Genomic DNA, 17,719 nt, shown 5'->3' on the forward strand with positions numbered 1-17,719 from the left:
TTATAAGTACCGCCATGATAAAAACAGCACTACTCCTTTCCATCTCATTCTTGAGCAGCGTTCCTTTACTCGCCCACGCAGAAACTAGCAAAACCCTACCAGTCATTGAACAACAAAAACAAGTCTCTGGCTATTACCAATACCAAGCAGGTGATGTACAAATCACAGCCCTGCTCGATGGTACAAACTTTATGTCACCAAGCTTGTTTAAAGACATTCCACAACAAGAAGTTCACGAGATTTTAAAGAAATACTATGCAGATCAAGAGAAAGGCGTACAAACCTCCGTCAATGCCTTCCTCGTTAATACAGGAAAATCTCTAGTATTAGTGGATAGCGGTGCAGCGAGTTGTTTTGGTGCTCATTTAGGTTCAGTTTTAACGAACCTAAAAGCATCAGGCTATCAACCTGAACAAGTCGATACCATTCTACTCACACATCTACATCCCGATCATGTCTGTGGAATCAGTAAAGATGGCGTTGCCAATTTCCCTAATGCGACAGTCTATGTATCTGATGATGAAGCAAAATATTGGCTAGATCCCAAACAAGCAGCGAAACTTCCAAAAGACAAGCAAGCTAACTATCAAGGAACAGTGGAAAAAATTAAACAAGCGATTGCGCCTTACCAAACCAAGCAACGCTTTAAAACGTATAAACTCGGAGATGACATTCAGGGCTTTAAAGTCATTAACACGGCGGGACATACACCGGGACATTTTAGTTATGCACTAAAAACCAAAGGTGAAAATGTGGTCTTTATTGGAGATATCGTACATTCACATACTGTGCAATTTGATAAACCTGAAACGGCAATTGAATACGACATAGACCCGAAAAAAGCGGTTCAAACACGTTTAAAGCAATTTACTAATTTCGCTAAAAATGGACAAACCATTGCCGCTCCACATTTACCGTTCCCCGGCATTGGACATATTTACTCTGCGGATGAAAAAAGCTATCAATGGATTCCTGTACATTTTAAAGATTAAGCTGAACAAGCTGATTCTAGGCAATAAAAAGCGACCTTCTCGGTCGCTTTTTTTTTCTGCATCATTTCATTCCAAAGATCAGTTTTAATCCCAGCAAGGTCATTACCGCCCCTGCTGCACGGTCAAAAACTACCTTAAACTTAATATAAGCCTGACGTGGTTTTTCTGAAGACAAAGCCACAGCAACCAATGAACACCAACCTGCATCAATAAAAAAACACAGAATTGGCAGCACCACATAAAAATAGTTCGGAATTTCTTTAGGCAACAAAGCTGTAAAAATACTCGCCAAGACAATTGCAATTTTAGGGTTAGATAACTGTGTAATTAAACCTGTGGTAAACGCACGGCGCAGTGACATTTGCTGTCCATCTGCAAGATTAGTTTGAATAGGCTCTTTGGCATGCTTCACAATTTTATAAGCCAAAAATAACAGATATAAACCACCGCAAATTTTAAGCAGCAAATATGCCGAAGGCACAGCCAATAAAATAGCCTGCAACCCCATCACCGCCAATAAACCAAAAATTGCGGCACCCATACCCGTGCCTAAAGCCGTAAATAAACCATGCTTACGTGAAATGGCTATCGAATTTTTTGCCACATAAATAAAGGTAGGCCCAGGACTAATTGCCCCCAACATTAATGCCAAAGCAATAGAGCCTAAAATCAATAATGATTCCAAGATAGACCTCAAGATTAGAATAATTTTCAACTATTTATTTTACTTAAAAAACCATAATAGAAGATATAATTTTTTTGATTTATGTTTATAAATTTAAGGATTTTTCAAGCAATTTGATATTTAGTAAAAAACCAAAAATAGAGTAAAAACTCAATTTAATTTTAATATCAAACAGTTAAAACATAGCATATGAACAGTAAAATTTTATTGTGCATCCATTTTTTCTATTAAAGTTTTTTTCTGATAATAATTTATCATCGATTTTTAGCAGAACTTTCATATATTTTTAAAACACATAATCCCATAATAAAATTACGGCTTTAATTTTCTTTAGAATTACAATCGAGGCACATCAGATGCAAAATAAAAGACTGAAAACATTAGACCACTCTAAATCACATCTTTGGATTGTAGGTGGAGGCATAGCTGGTATGGCTGCTGCTGCTTTTGCGATTCGTGATGCTAAAGTGCCAGCTGAACATATCCATATTTTAGAAGAATTGAATGTTTCTGGTGGTTCGATGGATGGTGGACATAATCCACTTAATCCGAACCAAGCATGGGTCACACGTGGTGGACGTATGCTAACTGATGAAACTTATTTGTGTACTTGGGATTTATTTTCAAGCATCCCATCTTTAGAAAATCCAGACATTTCTGTTCGTGAAGAATGTCGTGAATTTAACGAACAAGTTAAAACCAATGCTCAAGCACGTTTGATCGACTCAAATCATATTATTGCAGAAGCTCAAAAATTGGGATTATCAACGCTCAACCGTGCTCAAATGTTACGTCTACTGGCATTAAAAGAAGATCGTATCGGTAGTCGCCGTATTGATGAATTTTTTGATGATGCATTTTTCCAAAGTAATTTTTGGCGGATGTGGCGAACCACGTTTGCCTTTCAAAAATGGCATAGCGCAGCGGAATTACGCCGTTATTTTCTACGTTTCATTCAAGAATTACCACGCATCCATACCTTAGCAGGTGTGAAACGAACTAAATACAATCAATATGATTCAATGATTCATCCTCTACAACGCTGGTTGGTGGAACAAGGCGTTGATGTTCGTTTCGGTAGTTATGTCACAGATGCAGACTTTGTCGAAGATGACCAAACGAAGGAACGTAAGGCAACCCAACTTTATGTCAACATTCCAGAAGGCACTGAACAAATTCAACTGGGCGAACATGATCTAGCGCTCTTTACTTTAGGTTCGATTACGGCTGATTCACGTTATGGCGATAAATTCGATGTTCCTGAGCTGATTCGTGATCGACAAGATCATGGCTGGCGTTTGTGGGAAACATTGGCTCAAAAAGCTCCTGATTTTGGTCGTCCAATGACCTTCTATGGCAACATTGATGAGCATAAATGGAAATCCTTTACGCTCACCATGCATGATGATGTGCTGCTAAAACGGATTATTGATTACACAGGAAATGAACCGGGTACTGGTGCACTCATGACTTGGTTTGAATCTGGTTGGCATCTATCTGTGGTCGTTCCAGCTCAACCGCATTTTGCTGACTTACCAGAAGGTAAATTCACCTTATGGGGTTATGGTTTTGAAATTGACCATATTGGCGATTACATTAAAAAACCGATGAGTGAAGCGACGGGTCAAGAGATTTTAATTGAGTTGATTCATCAACTTGGTTTCGATGACATCTTGGATCATGTGTTGGCACATACCGACATTACCACAGTAATGATGCCTTATGCTTCTGCCCTATTTGCATGTCGTAAAGCAGGTGATCGTCCATTGGTCATTCCAGAAAATGCGGTCAACTTTGCTTTCTTAGGTCAATTCGTAGAGCTTGAAGATGATGTGGTTTTCACTGTGGAATATTCCGTACGTTGTGCCATGATTGCCATTTATCAGCTCTTAGGTGTCGAACGTGAAATTCCAGAGATTTACAATGGTTTACTCGATCCTAAAGTTGGCTTAAATGCTTTGGAAGCAGTTTTTCATTAAATTTTAAAAAGCCATAGGGTAAATTGCTGCCCTATGGTTATTCAACTTATTTTGATAAAACGATCTTTGTACACGACAAAAAAAGATAACTCATTGAAATAATGGCATAATACTTGTTTTCTAACGACGAATATGATGACACATTTCAATGAGTTACATCTCATCTTAAACAAATATCTAAAGTGAAACAAGTCACATGTAAAATGTTTTACACTGATTATGCTTGCATTAATTGTAAAACAGAAATGTAATCTTTCTTCTGCATCTAAAGCCTTACCCATCACGTGCTTACCACAATCATTTTATCGACGTATACAACGCTTCTTTGCAGATCAGTATTTCGATTATCGTCAAATTTCTCAGTTAATTTTCAATATATTTTATTCGATAAAGTCCAATTAACTTTGGATAGAACCAACTGGAAATGGGGAAAACGAGTTATCAATATCTTGATGTTAGCTATCGTCTATCGTGGAATAGCGATACCTATTGTTTGGACATTGCTCAATGAGCCAGGCCATGTGGAACAGATTTCCCCCCGCTGCGGGTTCAGAGTTCAGTGTACTTAAACCTGACAATCCCACAGGAAATTTTACCAAAGTCGTTCAACGTATAGCGGTACGTATCACCATTGATCCGAATCAAAAAGGGATCGAAAATCTACGCCCTGGTATGTCGGTGATCACGTCGGTGGATACCGACTCATAAACCTACACTGACATTCTCAATCAAATACATTTACAATGTGGTCAAATTCATTTCTCGTTCGCAAAAAATGTTTGATCACATTGCTTTTCCTACCCCTTATCAAACATTAGAACTTCCCCAGCCTGTTCAACTAACCATCAAACGCCTTGATCAGATTCATCCCCAGATTTCGGGCAACAAGTTTTTTAAACTTAAATACAACCTCTTGGCAGCACAACAGCAAGGTTTTTCTCAAGTCCTCACTTTTGGCGGTGCATTTTCCAATCATATTGCAGCAACGGCTTATGCAGCTCAACGCTTTGGCTTTCAAAGTATTGGCATCATTCGTGGTCAAGAACTTGCGACCCAAGACTTAAATCCTACCCTACAAACAGCGCAAGATTTTGGCATGCAACTGCATTTTGTTAGCCGAGCCGAATATCGTCTGCGCCATGAAGTGGAATATTTACAACAACTTCAACAGCAATATCCTCAAGCCTTTATTATTCCAGAGGGTGGAAGCAATTCCCTTGCCATTCAAGGGACACAGGAAATCCTCTCCCCTGATGATTTAGAAAATTATGACGTAATTTGTTGTGCTGTGGGTACTGGTGGAACAATTGTGGGCATCATTGAAAGTAGCTCGGAACAACAGCAAGTTTTAGGATTTTCAGCCTTGAAAGGTGATTTTCTCAAACAGGACATTCAACAATGGACCGATAAAAGCAATTGGTCTTTAACCGATGCCTATTGTGGTGGCGGCTATGCCAAAACTACACCTGAATTATTGAAATTTATTCAAAATTTTGAGCAAAAATATCAAATTCCACTCGAACACATTTATACAGGTAAAATGATGATGGGACTTCTTGATTTAATCCAGCACAATCATTTCCCTGCCCACACTCGAATCCTGGCCATTCATACAGGTGGCTTGCAAGGAAAGCTTAAAGCATATTAAAACCCCCACAAATCTTTTATAATTGTTCGCTTTTCGTCTACCGAGTAATACTCATGGTTCATCAGGTTGATGTTGTTGTTTTAGGTGCGGGTGCATCGGGGCTGATGACTGCTTACATGGCAGCACAACGTGGTCGTAAAGTATTGGTGCTAGAAAAAGCCAATAAAGTGGGCAAAAAAATTCTGATGTCGGGTGGTGGTAAATGTAACTTTACCAACTTAGAAGTCGAGCCAAACCATTATATTTCACATAATCCACACTTTGTCATTTCTGCACTCACCCGTTATACCAATTGGGATTTTATTGGTTTAGTCTGCGAATACGGCATTGAATATGAAGAACGCAAACACGGACAATTATTCACTTTAAACGGCGCTAAAGAAATTTTAGCCATGCTCTTAGCCGAATGTGAAAAAACCAAATTGGTCGATATTCAAACCAATTGTGAAGTCAAAGCCGTGAATGCGGTAGATGATCAAGGTTTTCAAATTGCAACGACTTTGGGTTATTTCCAAGCAAGCGCTGTGGTCGTAGCAACTGGCGGTTTATCTATTCCAACTTTAGGTGGCTCTGGAATTGGCTATGAAATTGCCAAACAATTTGGTCATCGTGTTTACCCGACCCGTGCAGGTTTAGTGCCTTTTACCTTCTCAGACAGCTTTAAAGAAGTCACTACACGTTTAAGCGGTAATGCGGTGGATGCGACTTTATCAAATTCATTGACTAGTTTTACCGAAGCATTGCTATTCACCCATCGCGGTTTGAGTGGGCCGAGTGCCTTACAGCTTTCTAATTATTGGGATGTCGGACAAAGTTTTAAAATTAACTTTTTACCTTACTTAGAACTCTATGACTTTTTTAAAAATAAAAAGCAAAGCAGTCCTAAAGTTTTACTGCGCACCTTACTCAGCGAGCATCTGCCAAAAAGTGTAGTGGCTGAATTACAGCAACTGATTTGGCCTGCACTCTCTGAAACGGCAATTGGCAATATCAGTGATGAAAAGCTAGAACAGATTGCAGCACGTTTAAATGCCTTTGAAGTCAAACCATCAGGCACAGAAGGTTATCGTACTGCCGAAGTCACTTTAGGCGGAGTCGATACCCAAGAAGTTTCCTCTAAAACTATGGAAAGTAAAAAACAAAAAGGCTTGTATTTTGTTGGGGAAGTTTTAGATGTAACGGGACATTTGGGCGGCTATAATTTCCAATGGGCGTGGTCATCTGCACATGCAGCATCGGAGTATGTTTAAGTTTGCTTTTAGATGAAACATGCAAACAAATGAATGTGATAAAAATGATTCTAGTCTAAACAGAATAATATTGATCTTGCCGATCAAATTGCAAAATGACAAAAGCCAGTTTTTTCTAAACTGGCTTTTTCTTTAACACCGTCACGTACTATAAAGACTTAGCAATACGTGAATCCTGTTATTTTATTCTAAATAATCGGTACGAAATAATACCAATTTTGGCGTATTTGCCAAACGTGATTCAGTTTGCTGCATTTTAAGCACCGCATTTTGTTGATGCATAGGTAACGAATTTGCCACTTGAACTTTTAAACTGATACGTAATTTGTTTAGCATATTGATTTCTCTCATTATTGTCATCCTTGCGCGAATTTTAAGACTCAAATATTTCAGCTTGGTTAAAACCCAAGTTTTTATTTTTCCCTTAAACCCTCATCAAGCTTTCCAAGCGATTAATCTGATTTATCCAAATCAGTCTTTGGCTCATTCCTGCCAAAGTTGATTAATTTTTAACATAATTTAAGAACTTGGTCTATCCTCTTTTGGATGATTTTTCTCAACATTTTCAGTTGGTTTTGCGGTGGCTTCTGGCTTGGCAAAAACAAATTTATAGGCTGCAACAAAAAAGCCTATGGTAATACCTGCAATCACAATCGGTGCAAAGAATTTATTAGGTGCTTGTTTTGACATGCTGCACTCCTGTATCAACCTATTTTTTCTATTCAGGGAAATCTATCCATAAAACAAAGATCGACCAGCACGGGTCTGATCGATCTTAATCATTCAACGAAACTGCTGAACAGGTTATTTCGGGTCATTATTTGGTGTTTGATCCACATCAGGTTCTGCTTCACCTGTAGAACCAAAAGGTTTATTTACAGGTGGATGTTCAGGATCAACCTTTAAGGTATCTGGCACTGCATGATCAGTTGCCGCTTCAGGTGTTGTAGTCACATCACTTACAGACGCTTGCGGCTGCTCAGATACAATAGGTGTCATCACACTTGATGCTGACGTTGCCGTTTCTGTCTTGTGCAAAGGATTCGGTTGATTTGCCTCACGTTTAGCTTTATCAATCAAATCAGTTAACACACGCTCTGCAGGTTGACGACCACCTAAACCAAAGGCAAGTGCGAAAGCCACTGCAACAGAACCGAGGGTTAAACCAAAAGCCAAGTTCACAATCGAGTCTGCAATACCCATCGCGCGTAAGCCCATGGCAACCACCAAGCCCATAATTAAAATACGGACTAAGTTTGCCAACCAACGCGAGCTGTTATATTCACCGCGCTGTACCACTTTGGCAACCAAATTCGCAAGCCAGAAACCCACCACCAAAATGACAGCACCCAACAGGATATCTGCACCAAATTGGATAAACATGGCAATCAAGCCGCTGACTTGATCAAAGCCCAAACGGTTCGCCGCTTCAGATACCGCAAATAGCATGGTAAAGAATACGATCAGATAACCAACCACACATGAAATTTTAGTCGTACCTAAAAAGCGCTGTAAGTCGAGTTTGGCAGGAATATCATCGACTCCTGTGCCTGCAACCACTTCCACCACAATATTGGCTACAAAACGCGACACCACATAAGCCAAAATAAGAATCAGACCTGCCGCAATAATATGCGGGATCGCATTCATAATTTCATACAACATGGCAGTCGCAGGCTGAGAAATAGCTTCAATGCCAAGTGCCTCAAAACCAATAATCAAGGCTGTGATGATCACCAAGGCGAAAACAAACGAACCGAGTAATTTAGGTAAATTTGAATTTTTGAAGATGCCAACTTTTTCAGCATGCTGTTGAATATTCAAGCTACCCAATAAACCTTCGACAATGCCACGAACAATTTTTGCCAGAATGTATCCTACAAAAACAATCACGCCTGCAATGAAGATGTTCGGTAAATACAGCACAACTTCATTCACCATGTTTTGCACAGGGAACAACAGACCGTTTAAGCCTAAAATTGACAGCACAATTGGCAAGAACAGCAATAAAATCAGCCAATAAACAATTTCACTGATATTTTGACTTAAACCACTCACACCGACATCGGCACTGAGTTTTTCATCCAACTGAGTACGTGCCAACAGTTTTTGCATCCCCACTTTAACCAGATTTGCCAAAATCCAACCAATAAAACCAACAGCAACAGCAGCCAGTAAAGAAGGAATAAACAATAAGAACTGCTGAATCATATTACTGAATGGCCCACTGACACTGGTCAGATTCAACACGTTCAACGCACCAATGACTGCAATAATTAAAATTACCCAAAACACGACCCGTGACACAATCACTTCAATATTTGAACGATGCCCCGTTGCATTTGATAATTTTTGATCGGTGCCTAATTTTTGTAGAACCTTTTTAATTCCACCCGCGACCAATAATGCAATCACCCACCCGACAAGTAAAATTGCGACTGCAGCTAAAATGGGTTGAAATTGCTCCCAATAATACATGGCATCAAAAGCTCTGCCATGCAGGTTCCCATTAAAATAATCATTCATCTTGTTTAATCCTCATGGTGATTAGATTCATTTTTAGGTTTGCACCACGGCGCAAAACTGCTTTTTATCGATTCAAATTATTGAGTAAAGCTCTACCCACCATAGAATTTGCATATTTTTTATTCAACCTTGGGATGCAGAATCGCAACAATTCTACAAAGGAGGGATAATAAACCTTGCGAAAATCCACAAAAAAGCCCTGCATCTAGGCAAGGCTGAATTTGTAAATACGATTTTTTGACGCTTAGGCTAAACTATCGATCTGTTGCTGTTGCAGTATTGCTGTCCTCTGCACGTGCTTCATCTCCAGCTGTGCCCGTTGTCGTGCTATTTGGCGTTGCTTGTTGTACGGTTGGATTAGGATGTCCAGGAGGTGCTTCGCTCGGACTCGGATTGCGATCCGCCATCATGTAAATCAGCAATGCCAATAAAAAGATTCCCACCAGTAGAAGCATATAGACTGGAATACGTTTTTTTCGCTTAATGTCTTCAGCTGAGTTTACATGAGGTGGTTTATTGAAATCATGCGGCATGTTCCCCTCACTTATGTATTTATCTGATGAATTTTCATACTAACAAGCTCCTCACGCTTATTGTGTGACAATACATAGCAAGATGGTGAAAAGATGTAATATACCTCAAGTACCACCTATGTTGCCCAATATCGACAAAGCTGCCTCTCACGGGGAAATGCGCTATAATCACGTACCGTTTTTTTGTGTACTTTGAACTTTATGGCGTATCGTCAACAAAGTGTATCGCTTGATCTTGACACTGACGTCACTCATCAATGTGCCTTGCACTATACCCGTGATGGGCATCTCATTGGTATTATTGAATTTAGCAAGCCCAGCTATCTGCTCAAATGGGGCGATTTGGAATATTTCCGTCGTCGTACCGAAGAATTTTCGGTCATGCCATTTCCAGATTGTGTGAATGCCATGATCATTGATATTCGCAACATTGCTGCATTTCTGGATAATGAAGTGCCAATTTTACCGTGGCGCTTACTTGAAGAAGAATGTCCTGTGCGTTTGGTGGTTCCTCAAGAGCGCTTAGAGCATTATGCAGGTTTTTTTGAACCGACTTGGCTAAGTAGCGATGTCGATAGCGCGATTCAGGAAATCCGCGAATATATGGATATGTTTGTGCACTAATTTCTTTGAAGAGTCACTTTCAAGCATTGCGTTCAAAAGTTGCTTTCAAAATTGAATCGCACCAAGCAAAAACCTCATCTGCAGCGTTGTAGATGAGGTTTTTATATGAATGGTGAAGATCACCTCAACAACCAATTTTTAGCGAATTGTGAAAATACATTTATTTTCAAAACTCGATTTAGGCAGCCACAAAACCTGCTTAAAACGCACCTGATCTATGCCAAAACTTCGCATTTTCTTAGATGTATAGCGCTTGATATTTTTCATATTCAGGAGTCTGCCCTGCAATGGTTGAGCTTTGCTGAACTTTAATTTTCTGAAAAAAAGCGGTTTCCTTTGCACGGATTGGGCCAATATATTCATTATACATTTGTTCCATTTCGGCACTTTCAAATTGCATTTTTTGCAAACTGCCACCATGCCAACCCAACTGACTACGCAAGTTTAAATATTTTACTTTGCCCGCAGGAAACACATAATTGGCACAAGAAGAAAAGCAATACTGCGCAACTTCTACATTCAGTTGATGGTCAAAGACCAAATTGCCCAAATCAATACCTAAGCCGATCTCGCCACCCCGACTGTTGATTTTTAAGGTATCAATTTTATCTGACTGTTTAAGTAATTCCGCTGCACGTGCATTGGCTTCAGGGCTAAGTGGCCCATCATAAATGAGCACATGGTCTTGCACAGCGACCTGAGTTTCCACCGTTTCAGCCTGTACGGTTTGTGCGACTGCAAACATCAGCCCTGCACTGGCTATACATTTAAACAGTTGATATTTGAATAGTTGTATCACATCCTCACCAATAATTTTCAACTGCAATATTACCTTCCCCGCGGCGGTTCATGCTTAAACCACGCGCTTTTAAGGCTTCTTTGGTGTCATCGACCATGGCAGGGTTACCGCATAACATCACATGACTGGTTTCAGGGTTGAGTACACTGCCTGCAGCCTGTTCCAATTCGCCATTAGCAATTAATACAGGTAAACGATCATGCAAAGCAGCATGCGGGTCGCGGGTGACAATTGGGATAAATTTAAAGCCCGAATGCCCTTCGCCAAAAGTTTCGGCAATTTCTTGAATTTTATCGACATAAGCCAATTCGGCTGCGCTGCGCACGCTATAAACCAAATAAATATGTTGATATTTTGTCCATGTTTCAAAATCTTGCAGCATGGATAAAAACGGTGCAAGACCTGTACCTGTGGCCAGTAACCATAAATCGTGTGGCGCAGGCAATTGATAACGCGCCAAGGTCAAAAAACCATACGGGATTTTTTCCAAGTACAGCTCATCGCCCACTTGAAGGTACTGCAAGTTAGAAGTAAACGCACCATCTGGCACGACAATTGAAAAAAACTCTAAAGTTTCATCAAAGGGTGATGACACCACCGAATAAGCACGTACCACCAATTCATCATCCACTTTTAACCCGATACGTGCAAACTGCCCTGCGGTAAATTTAAAGTGCGCAGGACGAGTCATGGTGAAGCTAAACAAGGTGTTGGTCCAACGATGAACCGAAAGCACTTTTTCTAAAGTAAATTTTTCAATTGACATGATTTGAGCGTGGCATGAAAGACTGTGCTCATGTTAGCATGTCGGGGTAATTTATGAATATTTTTTAAATGTTAAGGCTTGATTCATGCGCATGACTTTACGCCAGTTGGCGGTTTTTGTAGCAGTTGCCCAAGAAGGGACAGTAACCAAAGCCAGTGATGCCGTTAAGCTCACCCAAAGTGCTGCAAGCATGGCCTTAGCAGATTTGGAAGATGGCTTGGGTGCTCCACTGTTTGACCGTTTGGGTAAGCGTCTACAACTAAATGATTTGGGTCGTTTTTTATTGCCACAAGCCTTAGAAATTTTGGGTCGTTGTGAAGCATTTGAGCAAGCCGCTAAAGGTGAGCTGCAAAGCATCGATTTGCGTTTAGGCGCAACTCTCACCATTAGTGACTATTTGATGCCTGATTTAATGGCAGACTTTTTGCAAATTCAACCACAGGCGCATTTACAATTACAAGTGGGCAATACCCGCCAAATGATTGAAGCTGTGAATCAGTTTCAGCTAGATTTAGCCTTGATAGAAGGCTCTTGTCACTTACCACAACTCCAATGTATTCATTGGCGTGATGATGAGCTCGCAGTGTGCTGTGCGCCAAGTCATCCTCTAGCGCAGTTAAACCGTGCCTTAAGCATTGCAGATTTTGAAGATGCCGAGTGGATTTTACGTGAAGAAGGTTCAGGTACCCGTGAAGTATTTGACAATGCAATTTTAAAAGACCTGCCTGATGCCAATATTCGTTTAACTTTGGGTCATAACGAAGCGATTTTAAAAATTGTCGCAGGTGGAATTGGTATGTCGTGTATTTCACGATTGGCGATTGAACCTTTACTAGAAAAAGGTCAATTGGTGATTTTAGATACACCTTTCTGGCAACTGACGCGCCCGTTATTCATGTTGGTGCATCGTCAGAAATACCAAGGGCCTGGCTTAAAGGCATTTATGAAGTTTTGCGACGCGAAATAGTTTATAAAAGAGTACCGATGATGGTACTCTTTTTTTAGCGATTAAACTGACTCTCACACGGTATGCCGTCACCATCACCGTCCATTTTAGTATTTGGACAATTTCGTATAAAGAATAATGCTTCTTCGTAAGACGTCATTTGACTACAGTGCTCACGCCCATCACAAGTAAAGTTCTGTTCAACAACAGGAACTTCTACTACTTTTTGTACTGATAAAGCTTCAGGCTGACTATTTTGCCAAGCTTGGTACTTATTAAATACTGCATAAGCCAAGCCGAATATAATCAATATACCAATATAATTAACAAAATTGGATGAGTTATTTTCAGACTTCTGCTGTCTTTTATGATTCTGCTTTGTCGTATGAATTGCCCTTGATTGAGGCGTATGCCTTTCGACTGCAACCTTAATATCTAGACGGACGATATTATCTGCTTTGAACTTGCCATTTTCTTCTACTTTACGAAATTTTAGATTTTCTCCCACTTTTGGTGGCAGATTTTTATTGGGAAAATCTTTAATATGAAAAAACAAATCTTTTGGCTCTCCTTCTATTTGAATAAAACCAAAGCCTCGTTCTTCGTTATAAGTTTTTATTTTCCCTTCTAAAAACATAAATTACTCTTTACACGTTAGTTTTTGATTATTGTATAAAAAAAGAGACTGAAATGCCCCTTTCTATTCATGAAAATATTTAAAATTAACCCTTTAAGTTCGATAACAATGCAGACGTAATCGAGGTATTTGCAGCAACCGCTTTGGCCTTTTTCGCTTTTTTGGATTTATCTTCTACAGGTTCAATATTAATGGCTTTATAACGATCACCATTTTGAACCACATTAAATTTAACCCGATCATTGCGCTTTGGATCGCCTTCAGCCGCAGAAAAATCCGAGATATGGAAAAACACTTCACCTTCAGGTGCGACAATAAATCCATAGCCTTTTTCGGCATTGTATTGTTTGATTTTCCCTTGATATTGTTCAGATTTCATGGCTTAACCTTTTACGAGCTGCACTATATGTGAGTATATAAAAAAGAGACAGTTAATGCCTCTTTTTTACCAACATTCAGCTTAATCTTTTTGGACTGAACCAAAAATTTTATCGCCTGCATCACCCAGGCCAGGCACAATATAACCATCTTGGTTTAAACCTTCATCAACCGATGCAGTAAAGATCACCACATCTGGGTGCGCGGCTTCTACACGTTGAATGCCTTCTGGCGCTGCAACCAAAACCATCACACGAATGTCTTTACAACCACTGGCTTTGAGCAAATCAATCGCTGCCACTAAAGATGAACCTGTGGCAAGCATAGGGTCAATAATCATCGCAATACGGTTTTGTACATCTGGTACTAATTTTTTGTAGTACGTACGCGCTTCTAAAGTTTCTTCATCGCGTTCCAAGCCAAGTACAGACACTTTGGCACTTGGAATCAGGTTCAAGAAACCATCTAACATGCCAATACCTGCACGTAAAATTGGCACAACCGTAATTTTTTTACCCGCAATACGGTCTACAGTGACTGCACCATTCCAACCCGCAATTTCGTGCTCGACCACTGGCAAATCTTTAGTCGCCTCATAAGTCAGCAACATGGTCACTTCTTGTGCTAATTCACGGAAGTTTTTGGTGCTGATGTCTGCACGACGTAATAGCCCTAATTTATGACGAATAAGTGGATGACGGATTTCATGAATAGCCACGGGAGAACACCTAAAAGGAAAGAAAAGCAAATATCCTTTTATTATATGCTGTTTTTATTGTGTATATAAACCAAAAAGCCTTCAATTTATGAAGGCTTTTTGACTGAAAGTTAAACTTCTTTCAAATTATTGCTGTGACAGCATGAAATGGATGGGTGACAAAATTTCAGCTTCAAGTGCCATTTTGATAATTGGGTCTGGATAAACACCAATCACCAATACCGCTAAAGCTGCAACCAATACCATAATACCGCCCACTTTTTGGCCCCAATGATCAACAGCGTCCATTTTTGGTTCATCTGGCGGTGTCATATACATCACCACCATAACGCGCAAGTAGTAGTACAAACCAATACCTGAACCTACGATGATCATCGCAGCTAAGAACCAGTGCTGAGTCGTTACCGCAGCCATCACCACCAAGAACTTACCAATGAAGCCTGCAGTTAATGGAATACCTGCAAGAGAAAGCATCATCACGGTTAAGACAGCAGTCAATACTGGACGACGCCAGAACAAACCACGGTAGTCAGCCAAGCTTTCTGCTTCAGCTACGTTGTTATACGGGCTAGACATTAATGCGACTGCACCAAACGCACCAATAGTGGTTAAGACATAAGTAATCACATAAACGCTGACATTACCCAAGCTTGCATAAGTCATGCTGATCAAACCAATCAACAAATAACCAAAGTGTGCAATTGATGAGTAAGCCAAAATACGTTTCAAGTTCACTTGACGTACAGCAAGGAAGTTACCCACCAAAATTGAAAGCACGGCAATAATGGTCATGATAGTTACAATCGAGTCGATCAGGATTGCCCCTGAACCCAAAATGTAACGCACGAACAAACCAATGGTTGCTACTTTCGCTGCAGTCGCAAGGAAGGTTGCGATTGGTGCAGGCGCACCGTCATAAACGTCTGGTGTCCATTTGTGGAATGGTGCCAAAGACAGTTTAAATGCCACAGCAAAGACAATTAAGCCTAGACCTAAAATCACCAATGGCTGTTGGATATTTTGCATTAATGCTTGAACAGAGTCATAGAACGACAATGAACCTGTGTACGCATAAATGTACGCCATACCCATAAGCAACATTGCTGATGCAGTTGCAGACAATACTAAGTACTTCACGCCCGCTTCTAAAGATTTAGAACGCTGGTGGGTATATGCCAATAAGCCATAAACAGGAATTGACATTAACTCAAGGCTAATGAAGAACGATGCATAGTGCGAACTTGACACCATCAACATAGCACCCGCTACAGAACATAACATCAAGATGTAAAGTTCTTCGCGGTTGTCTTTATAGGTCTCAATATAAGCATGAGACAAAGTAGAACATGCCAATGCTGCGATCAGAATCACCAGTTGATATAACAAGGTGAACGGATCAATCATAAACATACCCATCACGCTGGCAGGAGCAAAGTTCCCACCAAACATCATGAGTAAAAGGTAAGCCGCAGCGAGGTTCAAGCCCACCACTGATGCTGTAGCAATTAAGTTATGGTTACGCTTAATTGCAGTAAGGATCATCACGACAATCGCAGTTAAAGCCACGATCATCACAGGAGCTAAAGGCATAAGCTCAGAAAATGACATTGTGAAGTTCATGGCTTATTGGATCTCCACATTTTCGAGTTGAGCTGTTACTTCTTGCGTAACTTCAACTACTTCTTGAACTGGGATGTAGCTATTTGCTAACCACGCCATACTTGAATTTGAAATATCAAGGAAGGTTTGTGGATACAGACCAAGCCATACTAGACCCAGCGCACAAATTGAAAGAATCACAACTTCACGTGCATTTAAATCTTTTAACGGATTTGCATAGTGCTGTTTTTGCTCTTCATTTGGTACACCAAACAAAGCTTTGTGAATCAGGATTAAACCGTAAACACCTGCAAAAACTAAGCTGATTGCCGCAATAATTGTGAAGGCTGGGAACTGTTCAAATGAACCCATCAAAATCAGGAATTCACCAATAAAGTTACCTAAACCAGGAATACCGACTAACGCAGCCACAAAGAACATGAGGAAGAATGAAAGGTATTGGAATTGACCACGAATACCGCCCATTAAACGCATGTCACGTGTATGTACGCGCTCGTAAATTTGACCACACATAATGAACAGAGCTGCAGATGACAAGCCATGTGCCAACATCATGATCATTAAGCCTTGGTAAGTCAGGATATTACCTGCATAAATTGCAAGTAATACGAAGCCCATGTGCGAAATTGAGGTATAGGCAAGTAAACGCTTCATATCGGTTTGCTGGAAAGCACACCACGCGCCGTAGAACACACCAATTAAACCCAAAATAATGGCGATGTCTGCAAACTGAGCAGAAGCCGCTGGGAAGAATGGAATCACGAAACGTAATAAACCGTATGCCGCAGTTTTAATCAAAATACCTGCAAGGTCGACAGAACCCGCTGTAGGCGCTTGTGCGTGTGCATCTGGTAACCAACCGTGTAATGGGAAAACTGGAAGTTTTACCGCAAAACCGATGAATAAACAGATCATGAAGGCATAAGCGACTGCTGGTAATTGTGCGTCAAGTGTATTCGCTACAGCCAATAAATAGTTGTAGTTGAATGAAATTGTACCTGACATCATGTATCCGTAGATCACTAGACCTAAGATACCAATCAACATGATTAAACCAGCAACTTGCGTATAGATAAAGAATTTGGTTGCAGCGTAAACACGTGAACGACCATTTGAACCTTTATGACCCCATAACGCAATCAGGAAGTAGATTGGTACAAGCATCATCTCCCAGAAGAAGAAGAACAGGAACAAGTCAATCGCAAGGAATACACCAATTACCCCACCCAAAGACCATAAAAGGTTAAGGTGGAAGAAACCGACGTTCTTTTGAATCTCACCAAATGAACAGCCTACCGCTAAAATACCCAGTAATGCGGTTAAACCCACCATGAGTAAAGATAAGCCATCCACCGCTAAGTGAATGTTGATGCCTAGGGTTTGAATCCAAGGCAACATAAATTCAGCCGACCAAGTTGGAACTTGAGCGCCTAATTCATAGTTATAGCTAGCACCTTGCCACAATGCGACAGTTAAGCCCAAAGTAACGAGCATGCCCACTAAAGCAATGTAACGCGGTAATTTATCGTCGAGTTTATCGACCAACCAGCAAATAAAACCTGCAATGAACGGAACAAGGATCAGCGCGGGTAGAATTAAATTGTTTGGAGTATCCATC

General features: G+C 40.4%; 18 protein-coding genes and 2 pseudogenes. 8 read left to right on the plus strand and 12 right to left on the minus strand.

The features are described 5' to 3' along the window. The first annotated feature begins 14 nt into the window (after positions 1 to 14). Positions 15 to 992: an MBL fold metallo-hydrolase gene (locus tag E0H79_RS09910; protein WP_131261519.1), complete on the plus strand. Its 978-nt coding sequence runs from the start codon at positions 15 to 17 to the stop codon at positions 990 to 992. A 61-nt stretch (positions 993 to 1,053) separates the two neighbouring features. Here E0H79_RS09910 and E0H79_RS09915 read toward each other — a convergent pair whose 3' ends face one another. Beyond that, entirely contained in the window at positions 1,054 to 1,677 is a 624-nt protein-coding gene (locus E0H79_RS09915) for a LysE family translocator (protein WP_131261520.1), read from the minus strand. Positions 1,678 to 2,033: 356 nt separating this feature from the next. Between E0H79_RS09915 and E0H79_RS09920 the strand changes: the two genes are divergently transcribed. From E0H79_RS09920 to E0H79_RS09935, 5 genes and pseudogenes are all read left to right on the plus strand, one after another. Next, complete coding sequence (locus E0H79_RS09920) at positions 2,034 to 3,656, plus strand: oleate hydratase (protein WP_131261521.1); 1,623 nt, start codon at positions 2,034 to 2,036, stop codon at positions 3,654 to 3,656. A 135-nt stretch (positions 3,657 to 3,791) separates the two neighbouring features. After that, a pseudogene (locus E0H79_RS09925) lies at positions 3,792 to 4,177 on the plus strand (IS4 family transposase); the annotation flags it as partial. Continuing rightward, a pseudogene (locus tag E0H79_RS15295) lies at positions 4,172 to 4,364 on the plus strand (HlyD family secretion protein); the annotation flags it as partial. The pseudogenes E0H79_RS09925 and E0H79_RS15295, both read left to right, overlap by 6 nt. Before the next feature lie 67 nt (positions 4,365 to 4,431). After that, positions 4,432 to 5,304, plus strand: coding sequence for a 1-aminocyclopropane-1-carboxylate deaminase/D-cysteine desulfhydrase (locus E0H79_RS09930; protein ID WP_131261522.1), 873 nt, complete (start codon positions 4,432 to 4,434; stop codon positions 5,302 to 5,304). 53 nt (positions 5,305 to 5,357) lie between these two features. Further along, positions 5,358 to 6,554, plus strand: a complete 1,197-nt coding sequence (locus E0H79_RS09935; RefSeq protein WP_131261523.1) for an NAD(P)/FAD-dependent oxidoreductase — start codon at positions 5,358 to 5,360, stop codon at positions 6,552 to 6,554. Between the two features lie 183 nt (positions 6,555 to 6,737). On the opposite strand, the gene E0H79_RS15300 is transcribed toward E0H79_RS09935, so the two are convergent. From E0H79_RS15300 to E0H79_RS09945, 4 genes are all read right to left on the minus strand, one after another. Further along, entirely contained in the window at positions 6,738 to 6,905 is a 168-nt protein-coding gene (locus E0H79_RS15300) for a hypothetical protein (RefSeq protein ID WP_004975492.1), read from the minus strand. A 168-nt stretch (positions 6,906 to 7,073) separates the two neighbouring features. Beyond that, positions 7,074 to 7,244 carry a hypothetical protein gene (locus tag E0H79_RS15305; protein WP_165492534.1) on the minus strand — a complete coding sequence of 57 codons (171 nt, stop codon included), beginning with the start codon at positions 7,242 to 7,244 and terminating at the stop codon, positions 7,074 to 7,076. A 114-nt stretch (positions 7,245 to 7,358) separates the two neighbouring features. After that, complete coding sequence (locus E0H79_RS09940) at positions 7,359 to 9,080, minus strand: mechanosensitive ion channel (RefSeq protein WP_131261524.1); 1,722 nt, start codon at positions 9,078 to 9,080, stop codon at positions 7,359 to 7,361. A 254-nt stretch (positions 9,081 to 9,334) separates the two neighbouring features. Next, positions 9,335 to 9,613, minus strand: coding sequence for a hypothetical protein (locus tag E0H79_RS09945; protein WP_004975487.1), 279 nt, complete (start codon positions 9,611 to 9,613; stop codon positions 9,335 to 9,337). Between the two features lie 201 nt (positions 9,614 to 9,814). Here E0H79_RS09945 and E0H79_RS09950 point away from each other — a divergent pair, with 201 nt between their 5' ends. Then, positions 9,815 to 10,237, plus strand: coding sequence for a hypothetical protein (locus E0H79_RS09950; RefSeq protein ID WP_004975486.1), 423 nt, complete (start codon positions 9,815 to 9,817; stop codon positions 10,235 to 10,237). A 238-nt stretch (positions 10,238 to 10,475) separates the two neighbouring features. On the opposite strand, the gene E0H79_RS09955 is transcribed toward E0H79_RS09950, so the two are convergent. Continuing rightward, the gene (locus E0H79_RS09955; RefSeq protein ID WP_131261525.1) at positions 10,476 to 11,063 is read right to left on the minus strand and encodes a hypothetical protein; all 588 of its coding nucleotides are present in this window, start codon (positions 11,061 to 11,063) and stop codon (positions 10,476 to 10,478) included. Beyond that, positions 11,041 to 11,802, minus strand: a complete 762-nt coding sequence (locus E0H79_RS09960; protein WP_131261526.1) for a ferredoxin--NADP reductase — start codon at positions 11,800 to 11,802, stop codon at positions 11,041 to 11,043. Before E0H79_RS09960 ends, E0H79_RS09955 begins: the two co-directional genes overlap by 23 nt. An 85-nt stretch (positions 11,803 to 11,887) precedes the next feature. Between E0H79_RS09960 and gigC the strand changes: the two genes are divergently transcribed. Then, positions 11,888 to 12,769, plus strand: a complete 882-nt coding sequence (gigC, locus tag E0H79_RS09965) for a LysR family transcriptional regulator GigC (RefSeq protein WP_004975482.1) — start codon at positions 11,888 to 11,890, stop codon at positions 12,767 to 12,769. A gap of 34 nt (positions 12,770 to 12,803) precedes the next feature. On the opposite strand, the gene E0H79_RS09970 is transcribed toward gigC, so the two are convergent. The 5 genes from E0H79_RS09970 to nuoM all read right to left on the minus strand — a co-directional run bounded on the left by E0H79_RS09970 (position 12,804) and on the right by nuoM (position 17,718). Further along, a complete protein-coding gene (locus E0H79_RS09970; protein ID WP_131261527.1) occupies positions 12,804 to 13,385 on the minus strand; it encodes a cold shock domain-containing protein in 582 nt (193 codons plus the stop codon). A gap of 85 nt (positions 13,386 to 13,470) precedes the next feature. Continuing rightward, the gene (locus E0H79_RS09975) at positions 13,471 to 13,764 is read right to left on the minus strand and encodes a cold-shock protein (protein WP_131261528.1); all 294 of its coding nucleotides are present in this window, start codon (positions 13,762 to 13,764) and stop codon (positions 13,471 to 13,473) included. Positions 13,765 to 13,845: 81 nt separating this feature from the next. After that, positions 13,846 to 14,481, minus strand: a complete 636-nt coding sequence (gene upp, locus E0H79_RS09980; protein WP_019836328.1) for a uracil phosphoribosyltransferase — start codon at positions 14,479 to 14,481, stop codon at positions 13,846 to 13,848. 126 nt (positions 14,482 to 14,607) lie between these two features. Further along, on the minus strand, positions 14,608 to 16,101 hold the full coding sequence (gene nuoN, locus E0H79_RS09985; RefSeq protein WP_096901804.1) for an NADH-quinone oxidoreductase subunit NuoN: 1,494 nt from the start codon (positions 16,099 to 16,101) through the stop codon (positions 14,608 to 14,610). 3 nt (positions 16,102 to 16,104) lie between these two features. Next, the gene (gene nuoM, locus E0H79_RS09990; protein WP_004975471.1) at positions 16,105 to 17,718 is read right to left on the minus strand and encodes an NADH-quinone oxidoreductase subunit M; all 1,614 of its coding nucleotides are present in this window, start codon (positions 17,716 to 17,718) and stop codon (positions 16,105 to 16,107) included. Position 17,719 lies beyond the last annotated feature (1 nt).

The sequence above is a fragment of the Acinetobacter sp. ANC 5045 genome (genome assembly GCF_004331005.1).
In the GTDB taxonomy this organism is placed as follows: domain Bacteria; phylum Pseudomonadota; class Gammaproteobacteria; order Pseudomonadales; family Moraxellaceae; genus Acinetobacter; species Acinetobacter towneri.

What these genes read in the sequence shown, in the direction of transcription:
- E0H79_RS09935 (WP_131261523.1), top strand. Translation starts at nt 5,358, where the DNA reads ATGGTTCATCAGGTTGATGTTGTTGTTTTAGGTGCGGGTGCATCGGGG.
- E0H79_RS15300 (WP_004975492.1), bottom strand. Translation starts at nt 6,905, where the DNA reads ATGAGAGAAATCAATATGCTAAACAAATTACGTATCAGTTTAAAAGTT.
- E0H79_RS09930 (WP_131261522.1), top strand. Translation starts at nt 4,432, where the DNA reads ATGTTTGATCACATTGCTTTTCCTACCCCTTATCAAACATTAGAACTT.
- E0H79_RS09960 (WP_131261526.1), bottom strand. Translation starts at nt 11,802, where the DNA reads ATGTCAATTGAAAAATTTACTTTAGAAAAAGTGCTTTCGGTTCATCGT.
- E0H79_RS09920 (WP_131261521.1), top strand. Translation starts at nt 2,034, where the DNA reads ATGCAAAATAAAAGACTGAAAACATTAGACCACTCTAAATCACATCTT.
- E0H79_RS09945 (WP_004975487.1), bottom strand. Translation starts at nt 9,613, where the DNA reads ATGCCGCATGATTTCAATAAACCACCTCATGTAAACTCAGCTGAAGAC.
- nuoN (WP_096901804.1), bottom strand. Translation starts at nt 16,101, where the DNA reads ATGAACTTCACAATGTCATTTTCTGAGCTTATGCCTTTAGCTCCTGTG.
- E0H79_RS15305 (WP_165492534.1), bottom strand. Translation starts at nt 7,244, where the DNA reads ATGTCAAAACAAGCACCTAATAAATTCTTTGCACCGATTGTGATTGCA.
- E0H79_RS09940 (WP_131261524.1), bottom strand. Translation starts at nt 9,080, where the DNA reads ATGAATGATTATTTTAATGGGAACCTGCATGGCAGAGCTTTTGATGCC.
- E0H79_RS09910 (WP_131261519.1), top strand. Translation starts at nt 15, where the DNA reads ATGATAAAAACAGCACTACTCCTTTCCATCTCATTCTTGAGCAGCGTT.
- E0H79_RS09970 (WP_131261527.1), bottom strand. Translation starts at nt 13,385, where the DNA reads ATGTTTTTAGAAGGGAAAATAAAAACTTATAACGAAGAACGAGGCTTT.
- gigC (WP_004975482.1), top strand. Translation starts at nt 11,888, where the DNA reads ATGCGCATGACTTTACGCCAGTTGGCGGTTTTTGTAGCAGTTGCCCAA.
- E0H79_RS09975 (WP_131261528.1), bottom strand. Translation starts at nt 13,764, where the DNA reads ATGAAATCTGAACAATATCAAGGGAAAATCAAACAATACAATGCCGAA.
- E0H79_RS09950 (WP_004975486.1), top strand. Translation starts at nt 9,815, where the DNA reads ATGGCGTATCGTCAACAAAGTGTATCGCTTGATCTTGACACTGACGTC.
- nuoM (WP_004975471.1), bottom strand. Translation starts at nt 17,718, where the DNA reads ATGGATACTCCAAACAATTTAATTCTACCCGCGCTGATCCTTGTTCCG.